Source organism: Marivirga sericea (assembly GCF_900177665.1).
Taxonomy (GTDB): Bacteria; Bacteroidota; Bacteroidia; order Cytophagales; family Cyclobacteriaceae; genus Marivirga; species Marivirga sericea.
The window spans coordinates 982,770-1,006,029 of the sequence record NZ_FXAW01000001.1 but is presented as its reverse complement, the minus strand read 5'-3'; the positions used below and the strand labels follow the sequence as shown (position 1 = coordinate 1,006,029).

At 34.4% G+C, this 23,260-nt stretch carries 27 protein-coding genes, 1 tRNA gene and 1 pseudogene; 13 read left to right on the top strand and 16 right to left on the bottom strand.

Going from position 1 to position 23,260, the window contains the following annotated elements; translation table 11 throughout:
* Positions 1-66 precede the first annotated feature (66 nt).
* A tRNA-Met gene (locus B9Y84_RS04100) sits at positions 67-143 on the bottom strand.
* A gap of 282 nt (positions 144-425) precedes the next feature.
* Between B9Y84_RS04100 and B9Y84_RS04095 the strand changes: the two genes are divergently transcribed.
* The 5 genes from B9Y84_RS04095 (at position 426) to B9Y84_RS04075 (ending at position 3,975) form a co-directional block, all read left to right on the top strand.
* Complete coding sequence (locus tag B9Y84_RS04095) at positions 426-815, top strand: START-like domain-containing protein (protein ID WP_085515811.1); 390 nt, start codon at positions 426-428, stop codon at positions 813-815.
* A gap of 92 nt (positions 816-907) precedes the next feature.
* Entirely contained in the window at positions 908-1,585 is a 678-nt protein-coding gene (locus B9Y84_RS04090) for a hypothetical protein (RefSeq protein WP_085515810.1), read from the top strand.
* Between the two features lie 286 nt (positions 1,586-1,871).
* The gene (locus B9Y84_RS04085; protein WP_085515809.1) at positions 1,872-2,264 is read left to right on the top strand and encodes a hypothetical protein; all 393 of its coding nucleotides are present in this window, start codon (positions 1,872-1,874) and stop codon (positions 2,262-2,264) included.
* A 176-nt stretch (positions 2,265-2,440) separates the two neighbouring features.
* Positions 2,441-3,355, top strand: a complete 915-nt coding sequence (locus tag B9Y84_RS04080; protein WP_317043233.1) for a YheT family hydrolase — start codon at positions 2,441-2,443, stop codon at positions 3,353-3,355.
* Positions 3,355-3,975, top strand: coding sequence for a hypothetical protein (locus tag B9Y84_RS04075; RefSeq protein WP_085515807.1), 621 nt, complete (start codon positions 3,355-3,357; stop codon positions 3,973-3,975). Before B9Y84_RS04080 ends, B9Y84_RS04075 begins: the two co-directional genes overlap by 1 nt.
* Here B9Y84_RS04075 and B9Y84_RS04070 read toward each other — a convergent pair.
* The gene (locus B9Y84_RS04070; protein ID WP_085515806.1) at positions 3,964-4,380 is read right to left on the bottom strand and encodes a nucleoside deaminase; all 417 of its coding nucleotides are present in this window, start codon (positions 4,378-4,380) and stop codon (positions 3,964-3,966) included. The two genes, B9Y84_RS04075 and B9Y84_RS04070, sit on opposite strands and share 12 nt — an antisense overlap.
* 81 nt (positions 4,381-4,461) lie before the next feature.
* Here B9Y84_RS04070 and B9Y84_RS04065 point away from each other — a divergent pair, with 81 nt between their 5' ends.
* The 3 genes from B9Y84_RS04065 (at position 4,462) to hflC (ending at position 8,058) form a co-directional block, all read left to right on the top strand.
* Positions 4,462-5,931 carry a M20/M25/M40 family metallo-hydrolase gene (locus B9Y84_RS04065; protein WP_085515805.1) on the top strand — a complete coding sequence of 490 codons (1,470 nt, stop codon included), beginning with the start codon at positions 4,462-4,464 and terminating at the stop codon, positions 5,929-5,931.
* A 168-nt stretch (positions 5,932-6,099) separates the two neighbouring features.
* Entirely contained in the window at positions 6,100-7,089 is a 990-nt protein-coding gene (gene hflK / locus B9Y84_RS04060) for an FtsH protease activity modulator HflK (protein WP_085515804.1), read from the top strand.
* 27 nt (positions 7,090-7,116) lie between these two features.
* Positions 7,117-8,058, top strand: a complete 942-nt coding sequence (gene hflC, locus B9Y84_RS04055; protein ID WP_085515803.1) for a protease modulator HflC — start codon at positions 7,117-7,119, stop codon at positions 8,056-8,058.
* A gap of 167 nt (positions 8,059-8,225) precedes the next feature.
* Here hflC and B9Y84_RS04050 read toward each other — a convergent pair whose 3' ends face one another.
* The 10 genes and pseudogenes from B9Y84_RS04050 to B9Y84_RS04000 all read right to left on the bottom strand — a co-directional run bounded on the left by B9Y84_RS04050 (position 8,226) and on the right by B9Y84_RS04000 (position 14,865).
* Positions 8,226-8,477, bottom strand: a complete 252-nt coding sequence (locus tag B9Y84_RS04050; protein ID WP_085515802.1) for a hypothetical protein — start codon at positions 8,475-8,477, stop codon at positions 8,226-8,228.
* A 69-nt stretch (positions 8,478-8,546) separates the two neighbouring features.
* Positions 8,547-8,795 carry a hypothetical protein gene (locus B9Y84_RS04045; protein WP_085515801.1) on the bottom strand — a complete coding sequence of 83 codons (249 nt, stop codon included), beginning with the start codon at positions 8,793-8,795 and terminating at the stop codon, positions 8,547-8,549.
* Between the two features lie 9 nt (positions 8,796-8,804).
* Positions 8,805-9,245 (bottom strand): hypothetical protein, encoded by a 441-nt coding sequence (locus B9Y84_RS04040; RefSeq protein WP_085515800.1) that lies wholly within the window; start codon positions 9,243-9,245, stop codon positions 8,805-8,807.
* Positions 9,246-9,333: 88 nt separating this feature from the next.
* Positions 9,334-10,044 carry an SDR family NAD(P)-dependent oxidoreductase gene (locus tag B9Y84_RS04035; RefSeq protein ID WP_085515799.1) on the bottom strand — a complete coding sequence of 237 codons (711 nt, stop codon included), beginning with the start codon at positions 10,042-10,044 and terminating at the stop codon, positions 9,334-9,336.
* Positions 10,045-10,675: 631 nt separating this feature from the next.
* On the bottom strand, positions 10,676-11,161 hold the full coding sequence (paaD, locus tag B9Y84_RS04025; RefSeq protein ID WP_085515797.1) for a 1,2-phenylacetyl-CoA epoxidase subunit PaaD: 486 nt from the start codon (positions 11,159-11,161) through the stop codon (positions 10,676-10,678).
* A gap of 33 nt (positions 11,162-11,194) precedes the next feature.
* A complete protein-coding gene (gene paaC, locus B9Y84_RS04020) occupies positions 11,195-11,950 on the bottom strand; it encodes a 1,2-phenylacetyl-CoA epoxidase subunit PaaC (protein WP_085515796.1) in 756 nt (251 codons plus the stop codon).
* A gap of 3 nt (positions 11,951-11,953) precedes the next feature.
* The gene (locus B9Y84_RS04015; RefSeq protein ID WP_085515795.1) at positions 11,954-12,595 is read right to left on the bottom strand and encodes a phenylacetic acid degradation b; all 642 of its coding nucleotides are present in this window, start codon (positions 12,593-12,595) and stop codon (positions 11,954-11,956) included.
* 33 nt (positions 12,596-12,628) lie between these two features.
* Entirely contained in the window at positions 12,629-13,627 is a 999-nt protein-coding gene (gene paaA, locus B9Y84_RS04010; protein ID WP_085515794.1) for a 1,2-phenylacetyl-CoA epoxidase subunit PaaA, read from the bottom strand.
* 18 nt (positions 13,628-13,645) lie between these two features.
* Positions 13,646-14,233 carry a TetR/AcrR family transcriptional regulator gene (locus tag B9Y84_RS04005; protein ID WP_085515793.1) on the bottom strand — a complete coding sequence of 196 codons (588 nt, stop codon included), beginning with the start codon at positions 14,231-14,233 and terminating at the stop codon, positions 13,646-13,648.
* A gap of 68 nt (positions 14,234-14,301) precedes the next feature.
* Positions 14,302-14,865: pseudogene (locus tag B9Y84_RS04000) on the bottom strand (DUF4256 domain-containing protein).
* 188 nt (positions 14,866-15,053) lie between these two features.
* On the opposite strand from B9Y84_RS04000, the gene B9Y84_RS03995 reads away from it, so the two are divergent.
* Positions 15,054-15,956, top strand: a complete 903-nt coding sequence (locus tag B9Y84_RS03995; protein ID WP_085515792.1) for a DUF2279 domain-containing protein — start codon at positions 15,054-15,056, stop codon at positions 15,954-15,956.
* Here the strand turns inward: B9Y84_RS03995 and B9Y84_RS03990 are convergent.
* A complete protein-coding gene (locus B9Y84_RS03990) occupies positions 15,943-17,307 on the bottom strand; it encodes a sensor histidine kinase (protein WP_085515791.1) in 1,365 nt (454 codons plus the stop codon). The genes B9Y84_RS03995 and B9Y84_RS03990 overlap by 14 nt on opposite strands.
* Positions 17,308-17,609: 302 nt before the next feature.
* On the opposite strand from B9Y84_RS03990, the gene B9Y84_RS03985 reads away from it, so the two are divergent.
* Both B9Y84_RS03985 and B9Y84_RS03980 read left to right on the top strand, forming a co-directional pair.
* Positions 17,610-18,563: a hypothetical protein gene (locus tag B9Y84_RS03985; RefSeq protein ID WP_085515790.1), complete on the top strand. Its 954-nt coding sequence runs from the start codon at positions 17,610-17,612 to the stop codon at positions 18,561-18,563.
* A gap of 2 nt (positions 18,564-18,565) precedes the next feature.
* Entirely contained in the window at positions 18,566-21,115 is a 2,550-nt protein-coding gene (locus tag B9Y84_RS03980) for a CHAT domain-containing protein (protein ID WP_085515789.1), read from the top strand.
* A gap of 61 nt (positions 21,116-21,176) precedes the next feature.
* Here the strand turns inward: B9Y84_RS03980 and rplI are convergent, their stop codons facing one another.
* The 3 genes from rplI to rpsF are packed head-to-tail and all read right to left on the bottom strand — an operon-like array spanning position 21,177 to position 22,269.
* Positions 21,177-21,620 carry a 50S ribosomal protein L9 gene (gene rplI / locus B9Y84_RS03975; RefSeq protein WP_085515788.1) on the bottom strand — a complete coding sequence of 148 codons (444 nt, stop codon included), beginning with the start codon at positions 21,618-21,620 and terminating at the stop codon, positions 21,177-21,179.
* 23 nt (positions 21,621-21,643) lie between these two features.
* On the bottom strand, positions 21,644-21,901 hold the full coding sequence (gene rpsR, locus B9Y84_RS03970; protein ID WP_013452439.1) for a 30S ribosomal protein S18: 258 nt from the start codon (positions 21,899-21,901) through the stop codon (positions 21,644-21,646).
* Positions 21,898-22,269: a 30S ribosomal protein S6 gene (gene rpsF, locus B9Y84_RS03965; RefSeq protein ID WP_085515787.1), complete on the bottom strand. Its 372-nt coding sequence runs from the start codon at positions 22,267-22,269 to the stop codon at positions 21,898-21,900. Before rpsF ends, rpsR begins: the two co-directional genes overlap by 4 nt.
* A 143-nt stretch (positions 22,270-22,412) precedes the next feature.
* Between rpsF and B9Y84_RS03960 the strand changes: the two genes are divergently transcribed.
* A complete protein-coding gene (locus B9Y84_RS03960) occupies positions 22,413-22,859 on the top strand; it encodes a hypothetical protein (protein WP_085515786.1) in 447 nt (148 codons plus the stop codon).
* A 50-nt stretch (positions 22,860-22,909) separates the two neighbouring features.
* Positions 22,910-23,212: a hypothetical protein gene (locus B9Y84_RS03955; protein ID WP_085515785.1), complete on the top strand. Its 303-nt coding sequence runs from the start codon at positions 22,910-22,912 to the stop codon at positions 23,210-23,212.
* Positions 23,213-23,260: the final 48 nt, after the last annotated feature.

Sequence of the window (23,260 nt, the reverse complement as noted above, 5' to 3'; positions counted from 1 at the left end):
AACGTAAACTGTGAACATTTATAGGATTTGGTTAAAACAAAAAAGGCAACCGAAGTTGCCTTTAAATGGTAGCGAGAAGCAGATTTGAACTGCCGACCTCAGGGTTATGAATCCTGCGCTCTAACCAACTGAGCTACCTCGCCATTAATAATTATATTCAATATTTCAATTTCTTTAAAGCGATAAGCAGATTTGCACTGCCGTCCGCTAGCTAGCGGATAAGAATCCTGCGCTCTAACCAACTGAGCTACCTCGCCATTTATTGCATTTCCTAAGTTTAAATTCTATTAATTTAAACGCCTTTCCGAATTCGGAGTGCAAACATAATGAATTATGATTTCATATTCCAAAAAAAAATTGAAAAAGAATTTATTGTGATATATCAGATTTAATCATAACTTATCGACTACAAAAACTTTTCGATTATGAGTTTGAAAAAATTTACAGGTGATTTCGAAATTAATGCCTCAAAAAAGATGCTGTATCCTTATATAAGTACTGCTAGTGGATTGTCGCAATGGTTTGCAGATGATGTAAATATAAATGAGGATAAGGAATATAATTTCATTTACGATGATGAAGATCATCCGGCAGTTATGGCAGGGCATAGAGTGAATCAGTATGTTAAATTTGAATTTCCTGAAGAGGGTGAAGAAGATGATCCAGCTTACATTGAAATACATTTAGATGAGAATGAGCTAACACAATCTATGTATATGAAAATAGTGGATTATTCGGACTTTGAGGATGAACAAGAGCAGTACGAAGTCTGGGAAGGGTTGATTAATAATTTAAAGGAAATAGTGGGAGGATAAAATATCTGTTTTTTTAGGAATCTTTATTAGTTTTGTGCGTTATTACTCACTAATTAAATACTCTTCTCTTACTACATATTGTTGATTTATAAATGAAATATTTTTTTTTAATACTTTTTTCTCTATTCTTATTCACACTTGAAACTTCCTTCTCACAAGATCAGAAAGAGACGCTTAATTTCTATTATAAAGATGCTCAAGCTTCAATGCAAGAAGGTAATTATGAACAGGCAAATTCAGATTTTAGAAAAATATTAAAGTTAGGCGTTAAGCTTCCTTCTGAAATGCCCTATTTGTTTTCCAAGACGTTATATGAGATTGGACAGTACCAAAATAGCCAGAGCTTTTTAGATAAGTACTTTGAAATTATGGGTAAAGCTGGCACTTATTATGAAAATGCGCAAGAACTTAAAAAGTTATTGGAGCTACAGCTAAATGAAAGCTTATCATGTCAATATTGTGATTTGAGTGGTTATAGACTGGAGACTTGCCTGACTTGTAGTGGTGAAAAGCAGCTTCTCAAAAAATGTGATTACTGCGAGGCTAAAGGGAAAGTCAGTTGTACCGCCTGTAGCGGAGACGGGGTTTTGATCCAATTAGGTGCCATGGGTAATCGAAGTTATAAAACTTGTCATCAATGTCAAGGTAAAGGAATTAACCAATGTCCAGTGTGTGAAGGTGACAAGGAATTATTTACATATTGTCCCAATTGCTTAGGTAGTGGTAGGACAAGTACTGAAATAATCTGTAATCATACCGAACATAACTAAGGTTAATTTCGCATAAATTTATAGTAAATTCTACTGCGCCCTGCGCTAATTTAGTGAGGACCTCACAAACCAGCAGTTATTCCCGGAAATATATTTTTCTTATAACAATTGGATGGTTAATTTGTCTTATACTATGAAGGCTGATTTAATCTAATAAACAACTGCTTTTATCTAAAATGAGAAGAATATTGAGATGATTTTCTTCAAAAGTTTCCGAAAAAGTAAAAAAATTACTTACTTAGGCTCAAATAAAATAAGTTATAAATAATATTTAAAAAATTGTATTATGTCATATTGCAAAGTTATTGATTATAGAGGAGTTAAAATGGTCTATACTGACATAGAAAACACAAATGGTGGCGAAGCAATACCAACTTTTAATGCGGTTCAAAAGTTAGTCGCTGAATTTCCAGATAAGTCGGTTTTATCATGTGTTAATGCAACAAATGCTAGATTTAATAAAGAGCTGCTGTCAAAAATCAAAGAGACGGTAAAGCGAAATAATCCCAAATCAAAGGCAACGGTAGTTTGTGGGTTAAGTAAATTATCCACGCTAATTTTAAATTCAATTATTGCAGCAACGGGTAGAAAAATGAAGTTGTTTGATTCTGTTGAAGACGGGAAAGAATGGTTGTATCAATATGAAATAAGTACTTCGCAACAATCTGCTACTGCTTAACTTTTAAAAGCTTTGCAATATATTAATCGACCCAACTAGAAACAGTTGGGTTTTTTTATGCTTTTTTATGAAGCAGAAGAAAGTGTTTACTATCTTCAACTTTGCAAAAAGATAATAGAATGCCAATTATTAGAAATAATCATTACAAGCCTCCTTTCTACTTATTTAATCAACATATGGAAACCATATTTCCCAGTGCTTTGAGAAAAGTGAAAGGTGTGAAATATGAGCGTGAAAGAATTGATACTCGAGATGGTGATTTTCTCGATCTTGATTGGGTGAAAAGAGATAATTCTCGATTGATTATTGCTTCTCATGGATTGGAGGGGAGTTCCGACAGACCTTATATTTTAGGAATAGCAAAATTATTTGGTCAAAATAATTGGGATGTGCTGGCTTGGAACTGTAGAAGTTGCAGTGGTGAAATGAATCGAAGAGAGTATTTATATCATCATGGCTTCACTCAAGATGTAGAAGAGGTCGTAAGTAAGGCAAGAGAACGTGGATATAAAGAAATTGTGATGATAGGTTTTAGTATGGGGGGAAGCTTGACTTTAAAATACGTGGGAGAAAAGAGCGATGATCTATATCCTGAAATTAAGGGGGCAATGGCAGTTAGCGTTCCTTGCAACTTATCAAGTAGTTCGCGCATGTTAGCTCTCAAGAAAAATAAATTTTATCAGAACCGCTTTATGCGGAAACTAGATATTAAGCTGAGAGAGAAGAGTGCACAATATCCTAATCTTATTGAGATAAAGCCTTGGCAAAGTTTTTCGGATTTCCATGAATTCGATACGCATTACAGTGCGAAAATTTTTGGTTATAAAGATGCTCAAGACTTTTATGATAGCGTTCAATGTTACCCTCACCTTACTAGTATTAAGATTCCTACTTTAATTCTAAATGCTTTAAACGATCCTATGCTAACGGGAGACTGTTATCCCGAATTTATAGCAAAACAGAATCAAAATATAATTTTGGAATTGACTAAACATGGTGGTCACGTTGGCTTCTTACAAAAGCGTAAAGTTCATACTTATGCTGAAGAAAGAGCACTCGCTTTTTTTGATAAAGTTATAAATGAACAGTAATGAGAGAAGTCGTCATTCACAATATAGAGAATTTCTTAAATGACTTTCAATATTTCAAACTGCATGGATATGACGTCTTTCAGCAATCATTTCAAAGCGGTAGTAAGCTTATAGTGTCGAATTTGACTCCCTATGATGACGGTTTGATGCTCGAAATTCAATTAGGCGTTAGACTTGACAATGTTGAAAAATGTATTTTCGATTTTCAACAGCAAGAGCCAGACAAGCTAAGTTTGACTTACTGGGAAAGCTTATATCAGATCTTTAACAATATTTCAAAAAGAAGTTTTATTCAAAATGAAGTTGAGCTTTCAAAGGTTCTTGCTGAAATTGAAGTGGGACTTGTGAAGAAGGGGTTTAATTGGTTAGATGAAATGCAAGATGTTCAAAAGTTATCAAGCTATATCTATAATGTAATTTTTAAAGCCCCTCAAAAATCATCAAACATATTTAAACTGTGTCAAAGAAGCTATTTGATCCGAAATTTTCTAGGCGAGCAGATTTCAGATGCTACCTTCTATAAATATTATGAGCAAATGCAGTTACTGAAAGTACCTATGCATCAATTAGAAGAGTTTATAGCTTTTAAAAATTACCTTAAAGCTTACCTACTTAAATAAAGATTCACACTCTTCAGCTAGTATCCCACCCCTAATTATGGGTACATACCAAGATTCTGCTGCTACATCCCTTGCTCTAATAGTGATTTGCTTACCATATTTTGAAGCGTTTGGAATATCACAACCGTAAATGACTTCACCAAGTCCAGCCCATATAATCGCTGACATACACATTGGGCAAGGTTCTACGGTTGTTATTAAGGTTAACTCTTCAGCGGTATCATAATCTAACTGTTTTATTTTATTGAGGACATTAATCTCTGCATGCGCTACAGCTCCATCTAAAATGGTCGTATTATAGCCGCTTACATGCTGTCCTTCAGGATCAACTAACACAGCTCCAAAAGGAGTTTTACTTTCTTTTGCCAAATCAATTGCCATTTTCATCCAAAATTCAGTGTTCATCTGCTTTTATTATTAACGGTGCTTTAGATTTTCTATATTGTGATTAGATTTGCTTAACTTCAATTTTCTAAATCAATAAGAATGAAAAATACACAGAAAACCATTAAACTACTATTTTTTAGCCTACCGATTATTTTTCTTATTTCATGCAATGCAAATCAAGAAAAAGAGCAAAATGTTTTAAATGCGATCAATCAAGAGGTCCAAGAAAACAGCAAGGCTTATTCAAACTTAGAAAAGATGACCTCAGAAATTGGTCATCGATTGACGGGTTCTGATAATGGGGCAGAGGCAGAAGAATATACATATGAATTATTGAAATCGTATGGCTACGAAAATGTAGAATATCATGAGTTTGAAGTTGAGGCTTGGGTCCGTGATTCAGTTCGACTTGAAATCAATAGTGAAAAGGTTGCAGAAGTAGTATCATTGGGTCATTCACCTGTTTCAGCTGATATAGAACATGAAGTGATTGATGTGAGTAATGGATTAAGAGCAGATTTTGACAGTTTGAAGGAAGAAGTGCAGGGGAAAATAGCGCTTGTTTATATTGGTATATTAGAGGGTAGCCCAGAAGGCTTGAAAAATATTCATCGTTCTGAAAAAACTGCTTTAGCAATCGAATATGGCGCTACAGGCATTATTATTACTAATCAGGTTCCTGGAGGAGTTTTACTGACTGGTACTGCATCAGTAACTGGAAGTTTAATAGATATTCCTGCTATTTGTGTCAGCTATGAAAAAGGCATGGAGTTGAAAGAAAGATTGAAGAAGGGTGAAGAAATTTCAGCACATATCCAGATGAGCAATACCAGCGAGATGATTAAATCCAGAAATGTTATCGCTACGCTTCCTGCAAAAGAGAAAACAAATGAAAACATCATCATTGGCGGACATTTAGATAGTTGGGACCTTTCAACTGGAGCAATCGATAACGGAATTGGTATTGCCGCTATCCTTGATATTGCAAGAACATATAAAGCATTGAATCTTCAACCAAAAAGGAATATCAAATTTGTGATGTTTATGGGAGAAGAGCAAGGTTTGCTAGGTTCTAAGGAAATGGTCAAGATGCTAGCTAATGAAAAAGAACTAGGAAATGTCGCTTACATGATGAATATTGATATGAGTGGAAATCCAAAAGGATTTAATGCGGCAGGTAGAGAAGAAATGGTACCCGTTTTTGATAAAATTGGGTATGAGATTCAAGAAATAGATTCAAGTTATGAGAATACAAATGCTAATAGCGCAGGATTGCATAGCGATCATCAGTCTTTCATGATGGAGGGAGTACCTGTTGTAGGATTGGTAGGTAATTTAGAGCGAAAAGTTTATAGTTACTATCATTCGAATGGAGATGATTTTTCTTTAGTAAATGAAGAACATCTTATGAACACTGTCCGTTTTGGAGGAATGTTCTTGTGGGAATTAGCTAATCTCGAGGAAATTCCTGCTAAAAAATTAGATTTCGAGCAAACCAAAGAATTTTTAATTGATGAAGGTTTAAAAGAAGAATTAGAACTAGGTAATGAATGGAAGTGGGGGGAATGATAAATTTAAAATTTAAGAATTTGATGTGGTTTAGTAAATTACTAATTCTTCCAGCGTTTGAGAAGGATAAGGAGTATCCTAAACAATTAGAGTTTTATTACAAGATGCATCATACGGTTAGAAATTAATAATAAGTACAAAACAATTAACCAATAAAAAAGCATATTTATGGCAGAATTTGAATTTGACGGGGACAAAGCAAAAGAGTCCTTTCAAAAAATAGTAAAAAATATACGCTTGATTGTTGTAGTGGTCGTAGTTCTAGCAGCTGTTATCAGTACATTTTTTCAAGTAGGAGCAGAAGAAGTAGGTATTGTAACTCGCTTGGGAGCTTACAATAGAACACTCGAGTCAGGATTGAACTTTAAGATACCTTTTGTGGAATCCGTTACTAAAGTACCTGTTGAGCGTCAACAAAAGCAAGAATTTGGATTTAGGACGACTAGTGCAGGAGTACAATCAACTTTTAGTAAACGAGGAGCAGAGGGAGAGTCTTTGATGTTGACTGGTGACTTGAATTTGGCTGATGTGGAATGGGTGGTTCAGTATCGAATTGATAATCCATATAATTTTCTATTCAAAGTAAGAAATCCAGAGGAGACGCTAAGAGATATTTCTGAGTCAGGCATGAGACAAATAGTGGGAGATAGAACAGTAAACGAAGTGTTAACAGTGGGTAGAGCTGAAATAGCAGGAAAACTGAAAGTTTTAATTCAAGAAATCTCTAATGATTACGAGCTAGGAGTAAGAATTGAACAAGTAGTGTTACAAGACGTGACACCTCCAGAACCGGTGAGAGGAGCTTTTAATGCAGTTAATGAAGCGCAACAAGAGAAAGAAACATTAATTAATCAAGCTAAATCGGAATATAATAAAGTAATCCCGAAAGCTCGAGGACAAGCCGAAGAGACTATACAGAAAGCTGAAGGTTATGCAACGGAAAGAGTAAATAACTCTAGAGGTGAGGTAGCAAGGTTTAATGAACTTTACACTGAGTATATAAAAGCTCCGGGTGTCACAAAAACTAGGATATATCTAGAAACCATGCAGGAAGTTGTACCCAAGTTAGGAGATAAGATCATTACTGATGAAGAAGGTGGGAATGTATTACCATTATTAAACATGGCTACGCAGTCAGGTAAGAAGATTAATCAGTAATCATTTTAAAATATTGAAATAGTAGATATGAAAAAATCATTAATAACCATATTAGTAATAGTAGTAGTTGCACTAATAGTAATTGCTCAAAGCGCATATATTGTCAGGGAATCCGAGCAAGTCATCATAACGCAGTTCGGTAAACCTGTAGGCGAGGCAGTGAAAGATGCTGGAATACATTTTAAAGTTCCTTTTGTACAAACTGCGAATTTCTTCGATAAGAGATATTTGGAATGGGATGGAGATCCCAACCAAGTTCCAACGAAAGATAAAAAGTTTATTTTTGTTGATACTTATGCGCGTTGGCGAATTACAGACCCTTTGCAGTTTTTCAAACGTCTAACCAATGAGCGTGGCGCTCAATCTCGTTTAGATGATATTTTAGATGGCGAAACTCGTGACTTTATTGCCAATAATTATTTGGAAGAAGCTGTAAGAACTAGTAATAGAACACCAATTTCCAGTGGAGCAATAAGCGAGATTGTAGAAGATAGTTTGGTTGTGATAAATGTAGGCCGTGACAGTATTCAGGAATACATTCAAAAATCTGCCAATCTACAAACACAAGATTTAGGTATTGAAATTTTAGATTTTCGTTTTAAAAGAATCAACTACGTAGAAGAGGTGCGAACTCAAGTTTATGAAAGGATGAAAAGTGAGCGTTTCAGAATTGCTGATAAATTCCGTTCAGAAGGACAGGGGGAAGCTTCTCGAATTAACGGGGAAAAAGAAAGAGAGCTCAAAACAATTCAATCTGAGGCATTTAGAGTTGCAGAGGAAATAAAAGGTAAAGCAGATGCAGAAGCGGCCGCCATTTATGCAAATGCTTACAATAAGAATAATGCATCACGTGAGCTTTATTCTTTTGTAAAATCAATGGAAACTTTTCAAAAGACTTTCAATGAAGAGACGACTGTGATTTTATCTACCGATAGCGATCTATATAAATACTTAAAATCAATGAATTAATTAGGTGAATCATAAGGATGGCATTCACTATTTGGTGAGTGCCTTCTTTTCAGCTTTTTCCAAATTCAAAGCAACTGATTTTGAATTGAATGTTCTTACAAAAACTAGTACAAAAAAAAGCATCCATAGTTTATGAATGCTTTCAAATTTATGTTGAGAAGTTGGAATTAAGCCCCTTCTTTTTTATCAATACTTAATTCTAAATCAAAACTCTTGATTTGCTGCTCTAGTTTTAAAACATATTCAACTGATTGCTCTATCATCGTATGCTGCGAACGGATTTGCTCTTTCAAAAAAGCTATTTCATCATTTAACCCATTCACTTTCAATTCATACTCTTTTTTAAGTTTTGCTTTTTCTTCCTTAGCTTTTCTAAGTTGGTCTTTATAAAAATAATAGGACTCAGGAATTCTATTCATACTATTGTAATCAATTGTTTATCAAAATTGTTCAAAATAAAGCAATTTTTTTACATTTACGTAATTGATTTAATGAATACTTTGGAAATTTCCCGAATCTATTCGCTTCTTTAATCCCTTTAACTCTTTTCCTAATTTATCAGCGTATTCTACAGCCATTTTAAGCATGTCTTGCTGAGCCATCAACTGTTCTTTTAAGTAAGAAACCTCTTTTCTCAACTCACCGACTTGATTTTCATATTTAGATTTTAGAAGCTTTATTTCATTATTAGACTTCTCTAATTCATTCTTTAATTCTTCTACTGTACTATTAGCCATATATTTTTCTTAGTTATCAATGGCATCCTGTAATGAATCTTTATACTGAATGTCCATTTCATTAAATTTCAAAGTAGGATTATCTTCTTTGATTTTTTCTCTACCAATCTTTACACTTTGCTGAAAGACTTTGTTATCCGGTAAAATCTTTCTATGTGTTTTTAACCCTTTATGCCACATTTGCTCTTTCCATTCAGTGAAATACCATTCCATTGATGGTTGATGAAATACAGTCAGTTTTCTTTTGTCAAAAATTAACTTGCTGATGTTTTTAGCGTCCACCAGTTTACCTATTTCATTGAAGATACTTTTAAATTCTTCAATAGGGATGTACGTACTAGTTGCTTCCACAATTGCAACCGGCTTATTTTCAACAAATGAAATTTGTGCATGTGACCCTTTGTGATGGGGTATTACGTTATCTTTTAATGCTTCTGTTTCGTTACTCATAATCTTTAAAAATTGGTTTTAGATAAAAAATTTTGTTCCTAAAAAATCACCTTATGAACACATAAATAGATTAAATGTTTAACATATCTTAAATATTTCTAATTCGCTCCATTCCACCATCAACACCCAAAACTTGTCCTGTAATCCAGCTATTTTCACTATTTAATAAAAAAGCTGCTGCATTGGAGATATCTTCTGCCTTTCCAAATCTTCCGATAGGGTGTCTTTTATTTGAGGCTTCTTTTTTCTCGTCAGAAGAAAGTAAATTTTCAGCCAATGGTGTATCTGTTAGACTTGGAGCTACCATGTTGACTCTTATTTGCTTAGATGCTAACTCTGCAGCAAGACTTAAGCCGAATCCCTGAAGAGCACCCTTAGCAGACGCTATAGAAGCGTGGAACGATAAGCCGGTATTGGCAGCTACGGTGCTAAACAATACTATGCTTGATCCCTTTGCATTCTTCAAAGCTTTCAAAGATTGTTGAATGACCATTGCTGCCCCCACGGTGTTTAATCTGAAATCATCTATGTAGTCATTTGCTTTTATACTCTGGAAAGGCTTTAGATTGATGCTTCCAGGGCAATAAGCCAATCCATGCAATGTATCAGGGAGCTCTTTCAGTTCATCATTTAATTCCAAAACATCTAGTTGTATGTATTGAAATTCACCTGATATTTGCGGCTTGTTTCTGGACGCTAAAATGAGGTTTGCGCCCTGTTCTTGAAGTTTTTTTGCTAAACTAAGGCCTATTCCTGAGCTCGCTCCTACAATTAATATGTTTTTATCTTTAAATGACATAATTTGTTGTTTAATGTTATGTATGAAACATTAAACATTAACGAATGTTTGATATATTTCATATTACATGTGTGTGAGCATATTTGTTAATGATTTCAATTTGAAGACAATCTTACAGGATTTGTTGTTTTTGCAGCCGCAATTAGGTAAATTAATAGATGATATTTAATACTTAGCTATGAATCTACGAAAGAGAGAAATTGTACTTAGTCCTTTCGATAGGTTTCTTGAATTTATTTCGAGCGTTATGTTAATTACTTTGCTAGGCTTTATTTTATTACTACAAACTTCCAATTAATACCTCTATAAGTTCTTCAGGGAGTGATTTAAATCGGTATTTTGTAGACCCTTTAAACATTATAACAATTCCCATGGTGGGACTGGTAATCTATCTAGCTTTGCATTCATATAATTCTTATCCGAAGTTTTACAAAGCTGCTTCTGGTCTTTTTGATTTAAAAGGGCAAAATATATTAATTGGCAAAATGAGAAAGCTTAGATTTTTAAAATTTCTGCTTACCTCTCTCTTGACATCTATCACGTATTATATCGCTAAAATAAATTTATAGCACATTATATTATTTGCTTAGAGCTGTTATGAGCTTGAAATAGAACGAGTAACTACAGTTATTTATATGGGCTTGAAACTTTCAAAAGCTTCTCCACAATTGTTGCAGTGATGTAAGGATCTGCAAAGGGTTGGTCCAAATGGAGATTTTAAGGTAGTATTGATACTATCGCAATTGGGACATTCAGCATGTTCAATAATGTCTAAATCTTCAATTACATTATTATGAACAGGGGGAGGGGCAAGCCCAAATTTCTTCAAAGCTTTTTTACCTGCTTCAGATATCAAATCAGAACTCCAAGTCGTTTTCAGATTCAAATTAACTGTGTGGTTTTCGATGCCATTTTTACTGAGCACATCCACCACATCTTGCTTCATATAATCCATTGCTGGGCATCCGATAAATGTTGGAGTCATGTTGACCGTAACGTGACCATCATTGATTTCTATCCCAGTGATAACTCCCAAATCGACTAATGAAATTACAGGAATTTCAGGATCTTTTACCTCTTTCAACATTTCCAATATTCTATCTTCAGTCAATATCATAATAGTATGGTTTTTGATTCAAATTCAAGAAAATTACCAATCTGCAGTGGGGTCTACTCTAAATACCTCACTCATCTCTTCTACCAATGGCTGAAGATGCTTAGTATGCGTTCCATATCTTCCGCCAAAAACGGGCTCAAGAGTATTCCATTTAGGTAAATTTAAACCTGCTTCTTCAAGTACTATCGCAATATTCTCTTTCCACTGATCTTCAACTGCCTGTTCCCCAGGATACACTCCTGCTTCCACTATGGCATTTTCAAATTTAGAAGGCTCAAACATTCCTAAAGCATAAGGCAAGGCCTCGTTAAGACTATTTTGCAATCTATCATGAGCTTCTTCATTTGCCGAGGCTAATTGCTTGATCCAAGTATTAGCATGCATTACATGATATTTTATTTCGCCTTTTAATTTTCTAGCTATCTGTGCAACTTCTTCAATAGGGCATTCGGCTAACATGCTAAATCGTATGTAATCTGCATGATCATATAAAAAATGTCTGATTAGACTAAAATCATACTCGCCTATTGGTAGTTCTACAAACTGAGAGTTGTGGAATTGCTCTGCATTTCTAGTGAATGCGACAGTATCAGGTTCCTGTTCTCCTAATTGATGTAACAAATCATAAAATGCTAGGCTTTGTCCTACTTTGTCTTGTGCCATAGAAGAGAATGCAATATCCTCTTCTAATAAAGGACCAACACCTGTCCACTCGGAATTTCTATGACCCAAGATCAATAAATCATCCGCTATTTTATATAGTAAATCTTTAAGTGCTTCTTCAGTCATCTCTTATGTATTTTGTTCTGCTTTAAATCTTTTAATTTTTTCGGTTGCTTTGTAATCCATTGCGTCTCGATATTTTTTTTCTGGCAGTGTCTCCCAAATGTCAGCGAAATCAGCTCCTTCAATTTTTAAAAAATGCTCCGACTTTGCCACCCAAATATTCAAAACTGGATTTTCTTCTTGAAATTCACCCTTTGCTTTAAATAGAGCATCTTCGACACATGTGGCTTCTAGCTTGCCTAAATGAATATGTTGCTTTCCTCTTTTTTTCAAGTGGAATATTTCATACTCTTCAGCATCTCCTTTCACTGCACCTTCCATTATTTCTTCGTGAATAAAATCATAAATATCTTCACTATTTTCGGTGATAGGAGAGACCTGGATGTTCTTTGTATTGACTACCCACACGCCAGCGCAACTCATTCCTCTACGGCTAAATTGCTCTTTTGCAAACAGAAATGCCATATCAATGGTTGGTGCATGCACAATACCTTCATGTTGATAAGGTTTATTTTCTTTTGGCTGAACAAAAACTTCGAAAGTGACAAATTGATCCTTACTTTCTTTGGAAGGAAATGAAGTTCCGAATTCAGCAGGAATGTTTAGTCTATTAATTCTTGGATCCAGAGAGTTTAAAAAGTCTGACATGGTTTTAATTAATAATTAAAAGTTTTCGTTTTATTAAGCCAATGGTGCAACATACTCTTCACCTTTGGTTTTTGCAGTTAAAGCCCTTCTGACCCAAGCACCTCTTTCTTCAGCTGTTCTTCTTACTGCCAAACGTTCTTTATTACAAGGACCATCACCATTAATAACTCTCTTAAATTCTTCCCAATCAGGCTCAGTGAACTCCCATTCCCCTGTTTCTTTATTCTTTTTAAGATTTTCATCAGGAATTGTCAATCCCAATTCCCATATTTTTGGCACATACATGTCTAAAAATTGCTGGCGACATTCGTCATTAGTAGCCATTTTTACCTTCCATTTTGTTAAAATCTGCGTGTGAGTGGACATTTTATCGGAAGGACCGAAGAAATGCATCATAGGAGCCCACCATCTATTAACTGCTTCCTGCATCATTTCTCTTTGTTTAGGAGTTCCTGTTGCTAAATGAATTACACAATGATGACCATATTTTAAATGAAATGATTCCTCGGCACAAATTCTATCCAACGCACGGCAATAAGGTCCATAACTTCCTCTTGCATTCGCCAATTGATTAACGATAGCACCAGCATCAACCAACCAAGAAATAAAGCATGAGTCAGCCCAGGTGAATGTAGGATAATTGAAAATATTAGAATACTTGGATTTTCCTGTGATCAAATCTTCAATCATTTGTTCACGACTTTTTCCTAAAGTCTCTGCAGCTCCATAAAGTAATTGAGCATGGCCTACTTCATCTTGAACCTTCGCCATTAAAGCTAACTTTCTTTTGAAACCTGGAGCTCTAGTGATCCAAGTACCTTCAGGCAAAGCACCAATAATTTCAGAGTGACCATGTTGCTCGATCATTCTAACTAACTGCTTTCTGTAAAGCTTTGGCATCCAATCATTAGGCTCAATTTTTTCTCCTCTTTCAATTCGAGCTTCAAATTCTGCTAATTTTTGTGGATCTTCATCTTTGAGTAACTCGTTGTTAACTGATGAAGAATCAAATACTTGTCCGCCTCCGTACATAATGTTTTATATTTTAGTTTAAGATCTAATTTTTAAGCCATTGATGAAAACATCTGTTACATTTTCAGCAATTTCTTCAGCACTTAATTTACCGTCTGGCTTATACCAGGAGGGCATCCAATTAATTGAAGAAAGCAATGCTAAAACTGTGAACTTTGCGTCCATTTTTTTAAAAGTTCCTTCCTTATGCCCATCAATTAATATTTGCACAAATTTATTTTCATAATTATTGCGCATGCTTAGAAAATCATTTAAGTAAGACTCGCTTAAATGTCGCCACTCAGAAAAGAATACAGCACTAGAAGCGCTATCTTTTGTTAAGACTGTAACATGTGAGATAACCGCTTTTTTCAATTTTTCATCTGCGCCTAAAGTCTCCAGTTCTATTTTCTCTAGTGATTGAAAGAAATCATTTGCCATTTGAAAACAAATTGTTTGCAAAATTTCTTCTTTTGATTTTATATGAGAATATAGACTAGCAGCTTCAATGCCTATATAACTCGCTAAGTCACGCATGCTTGTGGCAGCATAGCCCTGCTTTTGAAAAAGCTCAGTAGCTTTTTCAATTATTTGCTGTTTTCTATTTAATTTAGTCTTAGTAATCATTTGCCAAATATAGTAAACAAACGTTCGTTAGGGTAATTTAGTTCAAAGAAATTTTAATTAAAAGTCACTTATACCTTAGCAGAAGCCCGAAAGCCTCTTGTCGAGTAGTAGGAATCAGCGCCATTATGATAAATAAATACGGTTTCATACCTGAAATCAGCGAAAAGTGCTCCACCCAATTTTCTTATTTTTTGAGGTGTTTTGATCCAACTTGAGGTTTTAGTGTCAACCTTCTCCATATTTTGTAAATATCTTTATTGTGACTCATCTAGCATTTCAATACCTAATTCTGCTGCCATCTCTTCTGCATTGTTTCTTGGAGGGTATTTTTTTCTTTCTAATTGAGCTTGTCGATCAAAACAAATACTTCTTCGCCCTCTAGGACTTTCTTTTGAGCAATCAAAGAATACATATTGGCTAGTAATTGAATCTGTCCCTACTACATCAGGTTCGCCCTCAGTAGCTTCCATCAGGATCAGCGGCCATAATTTATCAGGGTTTGATTCTAATTTTTTTTGCACTTCTAGCCAGTGGAATTCAGGATGTCTGTGCATATTACTTTCAAATCTAGTTTGTAGTTTTTCCAAAATGAGGGTTTGTTCCTTTACAGTCAAAGAGTTTTTAATCGCCATATTTTAATAGTAGGATTGTTGTTCTAATATAAGAAATTCTTACTTACAATGGATGAGAGTTTATTAGGTCTTTGACAATGAAATATTTTCAGTTTTCTTAATGTTTGTAGTCTTTTTGATTTAAAAAAGTGATGAAGTCTTTAATCCTTTATCAATAATCTTGTGTCTTTTTTTTAACTTATTGATTTATGAAAAGAAATCTGATTTTTCTATTAGTCCTTATTTCGTTGATTGTCCATAATTTAATGGGGCAGCAAGACTCTACAGTGTTCAATAAAAAGAGACTGAGTATTTCTGTTGGATTAACAGCTACTTCCTACACTGCTGGAATAGTGTATTTATCTGAAGTGTGGTATAAAGATCATGATCGAGTGCCCATGCATTTATATAATGACAATTCCGGATGGAAACAAATGGATAAAGTGGCACATGCTTATGTTGCTTACCATCAGAGCCGCGCAGGTTACCATATGTTGAAATGGAGTGGTGTAAGTGAAAATACTGCAATTTTTCTCGGTGGAAGCTTGGGCTTTCTTTTTCAGCTGCCGATAGAAATTTTTGATGGACTATATGAAGGTTATGGATTTTCTCTAGGGGATGTATATGCTAATACTGCTGGTTCCTTAATGTTTATGCTTCAGCAAAAGTTTGCAGCAGAGCAACTATTTAAATTTAAGTACTCTTTTTTTCCTAGCGCTTACTCTCAAGTTAATCCAAGAATTTTAGGTGAGAATGCTTTAGAAAGTCTATTTACTGATTATAATGCTCAGACCTACTGGCTTAGTATTAATCTTCAGCGACTTATATCAAACCAAAAAATACCGAGTTGGTTAAACCTAGCTTTTGGCTACAGTGGCGGAGGGATGCTCTCTGAATTTGAAAATCCAAAATGGATAAAAGGAGAAAGAGTTCCTGAACTAAATCGATATCGTCAGTTTATATTGTCTCCTGATGTAGACTATAGCAAGTTTAAAAGAAAAAATAGATGGGTAAATGGTTTGCTCGAAGCACTAAATTTAACAAAATTTCCTGCCCCCGCACTGGAGTATAACACTGAGTACGGTTGGGTCATTCATTTTATCCATTTTTAGACATATTTTCTAAATCCTTACTTATGGTGAAATAAAAGGTACTTCCTTGATTGGCAAGGGATTCTACCCAAATTTTACCGCCATGTATTTCAACAATTTTCTTACAATTGGCGAGACCTAATCCTGTTCCAGGAAACTTGTCCCTATGTAAGCGGTGGAAAATTGTAAAGATTTTTTCTTGATGTCTCTCTTCAATTCCGATACCATTATCTGTCACTAAAAATTCCCAGGAGTCATCTTTCTCGTTGGCTTTGATTTTTACTTCTATATCTTCATTATTTTTTTTGAATTTGATAGCATTGGCTAGTAAATTCTGAAGGAGCAGTTTGAATTCAATTTCATATCCCATGATTTGGGGTAATCCATTGTATTTTATTGTAGCATCATTTTCCCGTATCAATTGACTGAGATCTTTTTCTAACTCTTCAACTAGCTTTCGCACAGAAAAGACTGATTTTTCTTTCCCTTTTCCAATTTGAGCATAATCAAGCAATGAGTCTAGCAACGCAGCCATTCGCTCAGAAGAGGTTTGGATGTAAGTTAAGAATTCTTGTCCTTTCTCTGGCAGTGCTGTTCTATATTTACTAATGGTTAGATGTGCAAAGGCTTGCATAGATCGCAGTGGCTCTTTTAAATCGTGTGCTATTGTATGCGCAAACTGATTAAGTTCCTCATTTTTCTCCATTAAAACGTTTTGCGCATCCAATATTTTTTGATTGTCTTGATTGACAATCGCATTAAGTCGTCTTTGTTGCACAATGATTTTTTCTAGTTTTCTAAAAATTACTTCAAAACAAGCCACAATTATGATGCTTAAGAAAATGAGATTGACGACAATTCCAAACCATGTTGTAGTGCTTTGACCCTCAGTAATAGTTAATTTAAGCCACTGAAATTCAATATTTAATCCTAGGATTGTTAATAAAACTGAATTAACAAAAATTAATCTATAGGCAATTTTTCCGGATAGAATAAGACAACTGACTATCGTGACAGAGAATAAATAAATCAAACCTGGTCCTTCTAGTTGTAAATTGTACAGAAGTGTCCATGCAATAATGAATAAAGTTGAAATAAAAATTAATTTCCGAGTCCGTAGCTTGATGGGACTAAAAAAGGCTAATAGTAATAAAACAACAAAAGTCAGAATATTTAAAATGAGAAGATTAACAAATCCCGTTAAGTAGGATGCGATTATTCCTGGAACAATTGCTAAGGGAGAAAAGGCAAGGGTATATAAAACAATAAAGTAAAATAGTTGATTCCGATAATAGGATAAGTTTTGTATTGCTTCCTGTTGACCTAAGATGGTTTCGGCCAATCTAGTCTTATACTCCCCCCAGTACTTCATCAGATTTGTTTAAAAAGTGTAATTGTAAAGTAATTTAGCTTAAATGACCATCTTTCGAAAGTCAGGTTTAACTTTCTCTATAAATATAATATTTCATAATTAAAACTTTATACATTTTGTAATTAAATTAAAGCATTTTTATCAATAGTTAGAAGTAATTATACGGTGCGTATATATTTTAAATATAAACAAATAAAAGATATGCATCAGTATTATTGTATAGATTAATCTTTAATATTGCCGAAGTTTTTAGTACATTTTCATCTAATAAACCTGAATATTAACTTTAAAATAATCGATTTATGAGACCTAATCAGAAGTTGATATTGATTTTTGGATTTTTAATGATTCCCTTTTTAGCTGCTAGCCAAGGTTGCAGTGATGCAGGTTTTTGTACCATGGGCGCGATGAAACCAAGTCAAGATTTTAATAAAAACACCCCACTTAAATTGCGCTCAATATCTTTAGGATTATATGAAGGTCAAAGCAATACTTCCGCTATTATCAGAGCTGGACTTTTAGATTTTGGTTTAACTATAAATGGTCAATACGATTTACAAGTTAAAGTGCCTTATATGAATGTAAGGGGAAATCTTGGTAGTACATCTGGAATAGGCGATATTTCATTAAGCTTAACCAAAAATCTCAAATCCAATCCTGAGTTTGATATTATGGGGACAGTAGGAGCAAAAATACCCACTAATAGATCAGATATGACTGTTTCAGGCAGAGAGGCTGTTTTGCCCATGTATTATCAAACTTCTTTAGGTACTTATGATATTATAGCCGGTGCGTCCTTTATCAATAGAGAATGGTTAATATCTGCTGGTTATCAGCAACCTATAATTCATCAAAATGAAAACACTTTTAGGGCTGATGAGGATTTATGGGATTGGTATGAAGGAGGGATGGATTACGTACGAGAGCACAATGAGGCAAGGAATTTAAAAAGAGGGGCTGATATTATGATGCGTTTTGAACGAAATTTCAGGATGTCTCGATTTAACTTTAACGTGGGTTTATTGCCTATTTACAGAATTACAAAAGATCAAGGACTAGATGAGAATGATGAATATGTGGAATTAGAAGGCACTACAGGCTTGGCTTTATCTGCCTTAGCAGGATTGAATTTTAAATTCAATGTATTTTCCAGCATTAATTTAATATATGGACATCGAATTACGGATAGGGAGTATAATCCAGATGGTCTAACCAGAAAGCACGTTATTAACCTAAATTATACTTATAATTTTTAAACATGTTCAGATTGTTTCTTTTAGTAAGCTGTTTTTCTGTTCCATTTTTTGGAGCTGGACAAATTCTGTCCAAAGAGTATCATGCTACAATTTTTGAAAGTCGAAATGAGAATATCGATTTTATTATTAATAATAGATTGAAAGATTCGACCTCAAATGAGAGTAAACTGCTACTGGCGGAGCTATATTTTCTCAAGGGAAGAAATGACAAGGCAATTGATTTTCTGGATTTGCTAGCAAATGATGAGGGGATGGAAAAACATGCAAATCCAGAACTTTATGCAAGATGGTTAAAGAACCGAGGACTTGTTTTATGGAATCAAGGAAAGTCAGATCAGGCTTTAGAGTATTTGCAGCAGTCTTTGTCGAACTACAGGAAATTAGATCAGTTAAGTCAAAATAATATTGCAGATTTATTGAATAATATGGGTTTAGTCCATGTTGGAAATAGCCCTAACATAGCCGTTAGGTATTATGAAGACGCGCTGCGGATTTATTCAACTTCTGCCAGTGAGAACTTAGAAAAGATTATTCAAGTCTCCATTAATATCAGTTTGGCAGAGATCAATCAAGAGCATCATATCAATGCATTAAGGATATTAAATCAGGCTTTAAGCGAATGGAGTAATAATCACAAAAAAGGCTTACCGACTGAAGCTTTTATTAAAGCTAACATAGGAGGTGTTTATTTGGCAACTAATCAGCTAGTGTTAGCCAAGGATTATTTAGGTGAAGCGGAAATGATTTACCTACAAAACTATGGGCAAAGAAATTCTGAATTAGCTAATGTTTATGCGCAATTATCTGAACTAGAACTAAGATTAGGCTCTTACGATAAATCACTCTTTTACATACAAAAAGCATTAAAAGCAAATAGTTTTGAATTTGAAAGCATGGAATATGAGGAAAATCCGAAAGTGGATGATGCTAATAAGCTAAACATTCAGTTAAGCTTGTTGATGAGAAAAGCTGTGATTTTCGAGTCTTTTTACTATGGATACTCACTTAAAAAATTGCATTTGGAGTCAGCTATTTCGGCTATTGATGTAGCTGAACGAGTCTTGGAAGACAGCAGAGCTGGAACGACCAATAAGAAAGATCTGTTGCAGTTAAGCGACTTAGCATCTGAGCTTTACGAGGATGGGCAAAGGATTGCTTTGCAATTGCATGAGGTAACTTTGTTTGGCAATGAATATCTCAAAAAAGCATTTCAATATGCAGAATTGTCTCAATCTGCTCTTCTGAAAACTGCGGTTGTGGAGTCTGAAGCTCAAAGTTTTGCTGGAATTCCAGAAGCTGTTTTAGAAAAAGAAAAGGAACTCTCTAGCGAGTTGGCATATCTTAATACGCAAATTTCACTAGCATCAGAAATTTCGAAATTGAATTTACTGCGAGATCGATATTTTCAATTAAAACAAGAGTATCAGAAATTTATTGAGAGAATAGAAGTTAATTATCCGACATATTATAATTTAAAGCACCAAGATGTACCCACCAGTATTGCAGATATCCAAAGCAAATTAAAGCCTGGAGAGGCAGTTATTGAGTATGCAATGGCCCCTAAAAGTAATCAAATTATTGTTTATTGGATTTCAAATAGCGATCTAACTTATTACAGGATTTACGAGCAAAATGAAGTCTTAAGGTTTTTAAGAGCTTACAGAAACACCCTGATTTATAATTTAGGAGGGAGCTTTCAAACTATTGCTCATAATCTTTACAACTACCTTTTCCCATTTAAAATAGGCAAAAACATAACTAAATTAGTCATTATTCCTGACGGTGAATTAGCCACTATTCCTTTCGAGGCATTAGTGGCAGGTCAGGACAAGCAGCAGCTGGATTTTCATGAACTGGATTATTTAATAAAATCATTCGACATCCATTATTCTTATTCTGCATCGCTCTATCAATCTGTTCAAACTGCTCAGTACGGCAGTGATGCATTACTACTAACGCCTGTCGAGTTTGGGCAAGGAATTGCAAAGCTATCGGCCTCAGAACAAGAGAGTAAACATTTTAGATCGTGGTGCAATCAACAATCCATACCAATTGAATCTTTGGTGCGATCTAATGCAACGAAAGAGCGATTTAAAAACTCCACATTAGAGGATTTTAGATTTATTCATTTGGCAACTCATGGTACTGTAGATTTATTGTCACCGGATTTATCAGGGATTTATTTTAGTAATGACATAAATAGACCTGATGAAAATATATTATATGTGGGTGAGATTTATGGTTTAAGTATAAATGCTGAACTCGTAGTTTTGTCCGCTTGTGAGACAGGATTAGGAAAAATTAATAGGGGAGAAGGTGTGATGGGACTGGGACAAGCTTTCGCTTATTCAGGTGCAGATAACTTAATTTTATCTTTGTGGAAAGTGGCTGATGAATCAACTTCTTTACTGATGCAGTCATTCTATCGAGGTCAATTTGAAAATGAAGTTCACTCCTTTTCAAATGGATTAAGAGAGGCAAAGCTAGCCATGATTAATTCAGATTACAGTGCACCGTACTTTTGGGCACCATTTGTTTTGTGGGGAAAATAGACAGCATAAAAAAAGCCTTTTACATCTCTGCAAAAGGCTTCCTGTTCATTTTAGTTAGCTATTAATCAGCTTCAACAACAAGTGAAATTTCTTTTTTCACTTCTTTGTGTAGATCGATATTAGCTTTGTATTCTCCTAATTGCTTGATATCTCCAGAAATTGCAATTTTCTTTCTATCGATATCAAAACCTTTTTCTCTTAAAGCATCAGCAATTTGAACAGTAGTAACTGCACCAAATATTTTACCGCTTTCTCCAGCTTTAGTTTTGATATGTAAAGTCAAATCACCAATTTTTCCAGCTAATTCTTCAGCGTCATTTTTCAATTTAGCTGCTTTGTGTGCCGCTTGACGAATGTTTTCGTCAATTTTCTTTTGGTTTGAGTTATTAGCAATTATAGCAAATCCTTGAGGAATAAGATAGTTTCTACCGTATCCGGGCTTTACATTTACTGTATCATTTTTATAGCCCAATCCATTTATATCTTGTGTTAAGATTACTTCCATTTTTATAAATATTTTTGGGTTAATTATTTTAATGAATCAGTAACATAAGGTAATAAAGCAATGTGTCTTGCTCTTTTTACTGCTTGCGCCACTTTTTTCTGATATTTTGCACTTGTACCTGTAATTCTGCTCGGTAATAATTTACCTTGCTCATTTACAAACTTCAATAAGAAGTTAGGATCTTTGTAATCAATATATTTGATACCGTATCTTTTAAATCGGCAATATTTCTTTTGATTATCCTGCTTTTTCTGGTTTATTGGCTCGTTATGAAGTGTCATTTCGCTACCTCCTCTTTTTGTTCTTTAGGTTTATTAAATGCGCCTTTTCTGCGTCTTTCTCCGTATTCTATAGCATGCTTGTCTAAAGCCACTGTTAAGAATCTCATGATTTTTTCGTCTCTTCTGTACTCCAACTCCAGTGCAGCAACAATTTCAGGTGTGGCCTTAAATTCAATTAGGTTATAGAAACCAGTACTTTTATGCTGAATAGGGTATGCTAATTTTTTTAAGCCCCACTGTTCAACATTGATGATTTCAGCCTTTTTGTCTTCTAAGACTTTTCTGAACTTGTCGACAGCATCCTTCATCTGAGCATCAGATAAAACGGGAGTAAGTATGAATACCGTCTCGTAATTTTTCAATTGCATTGTATAATTATTTAAATTTGAAGCGCAAAAATAGTGATAATCTTTATATTGAACAAACTCACAGCTAAAGTTTATTCATTAATTACTTTATCTTTGCAACCTTTCCCGTTTAATGGTTGTCTTACAGATTGATAATAATAGCTATGAAATATATTTTTTCTTTAGTTGGAATGCTCATATTATGCCTCTCTTGTTCAGAAATAGAGATGACTCCCAACCAAGATCTTTGTACGCCAATAGTCTGTGGAGAAATACAGAATAACGATGTGAACTTAGCCTTATTTAACGATAGCGGAATAGATTTTGATACTTTATACTATGATATCGGAGGCCAATCTGATTCCATAGGCTTTTTTCCATTGAATCAGTATACTTGTTGGATTAATCTTGATACGCTCAATACAGAGTATTTTCTGGCTCTGGGAGTATCAGACAGTCAGGTTTTTCGTTCTGACACTTTATGGATGCAGCAGAATTCAGAAATGTTTACTACTGGTGTTTTTGTATTAGAAATTTATAGAATGGAATCAAGTGATAAACTTGATCTAGATTTTGTAGAAGATTATTCAGGAGAATGTAGGGACTTTTGACCTGATTAAGCTGTTCTTAACTTTTTTGGTTCAACAGAGTTATAAATAGTATGACTAGAAAGTTATTAATCGTACTAATTCTCGCTCTTGTTGTTGTAGTCTTGCTAACCCCCAAGCAAGATGCATTTTTTAGAAGATTGGCAGCTGACTACGGAGAATTGCATCAAAATGCGGACTTAAGTATTAATGACTTGCATGCTCTAGGGGATTTTAAATTTCAAAATCGAGTAGTTTATAGCCATTTTGAGTATCAGTTTGGTAATATTTCAGTTTCTTACTTTGGATTTTTAAGTTTTGTGATTTTTGAAAAATCGGAATTTAAAGAGCAAAGAACTCCCACGATTACTGTATAATCTAGCAGTCTAACTTACGTGATTTTTTAGTGTCGTTTTTTTTTGTTT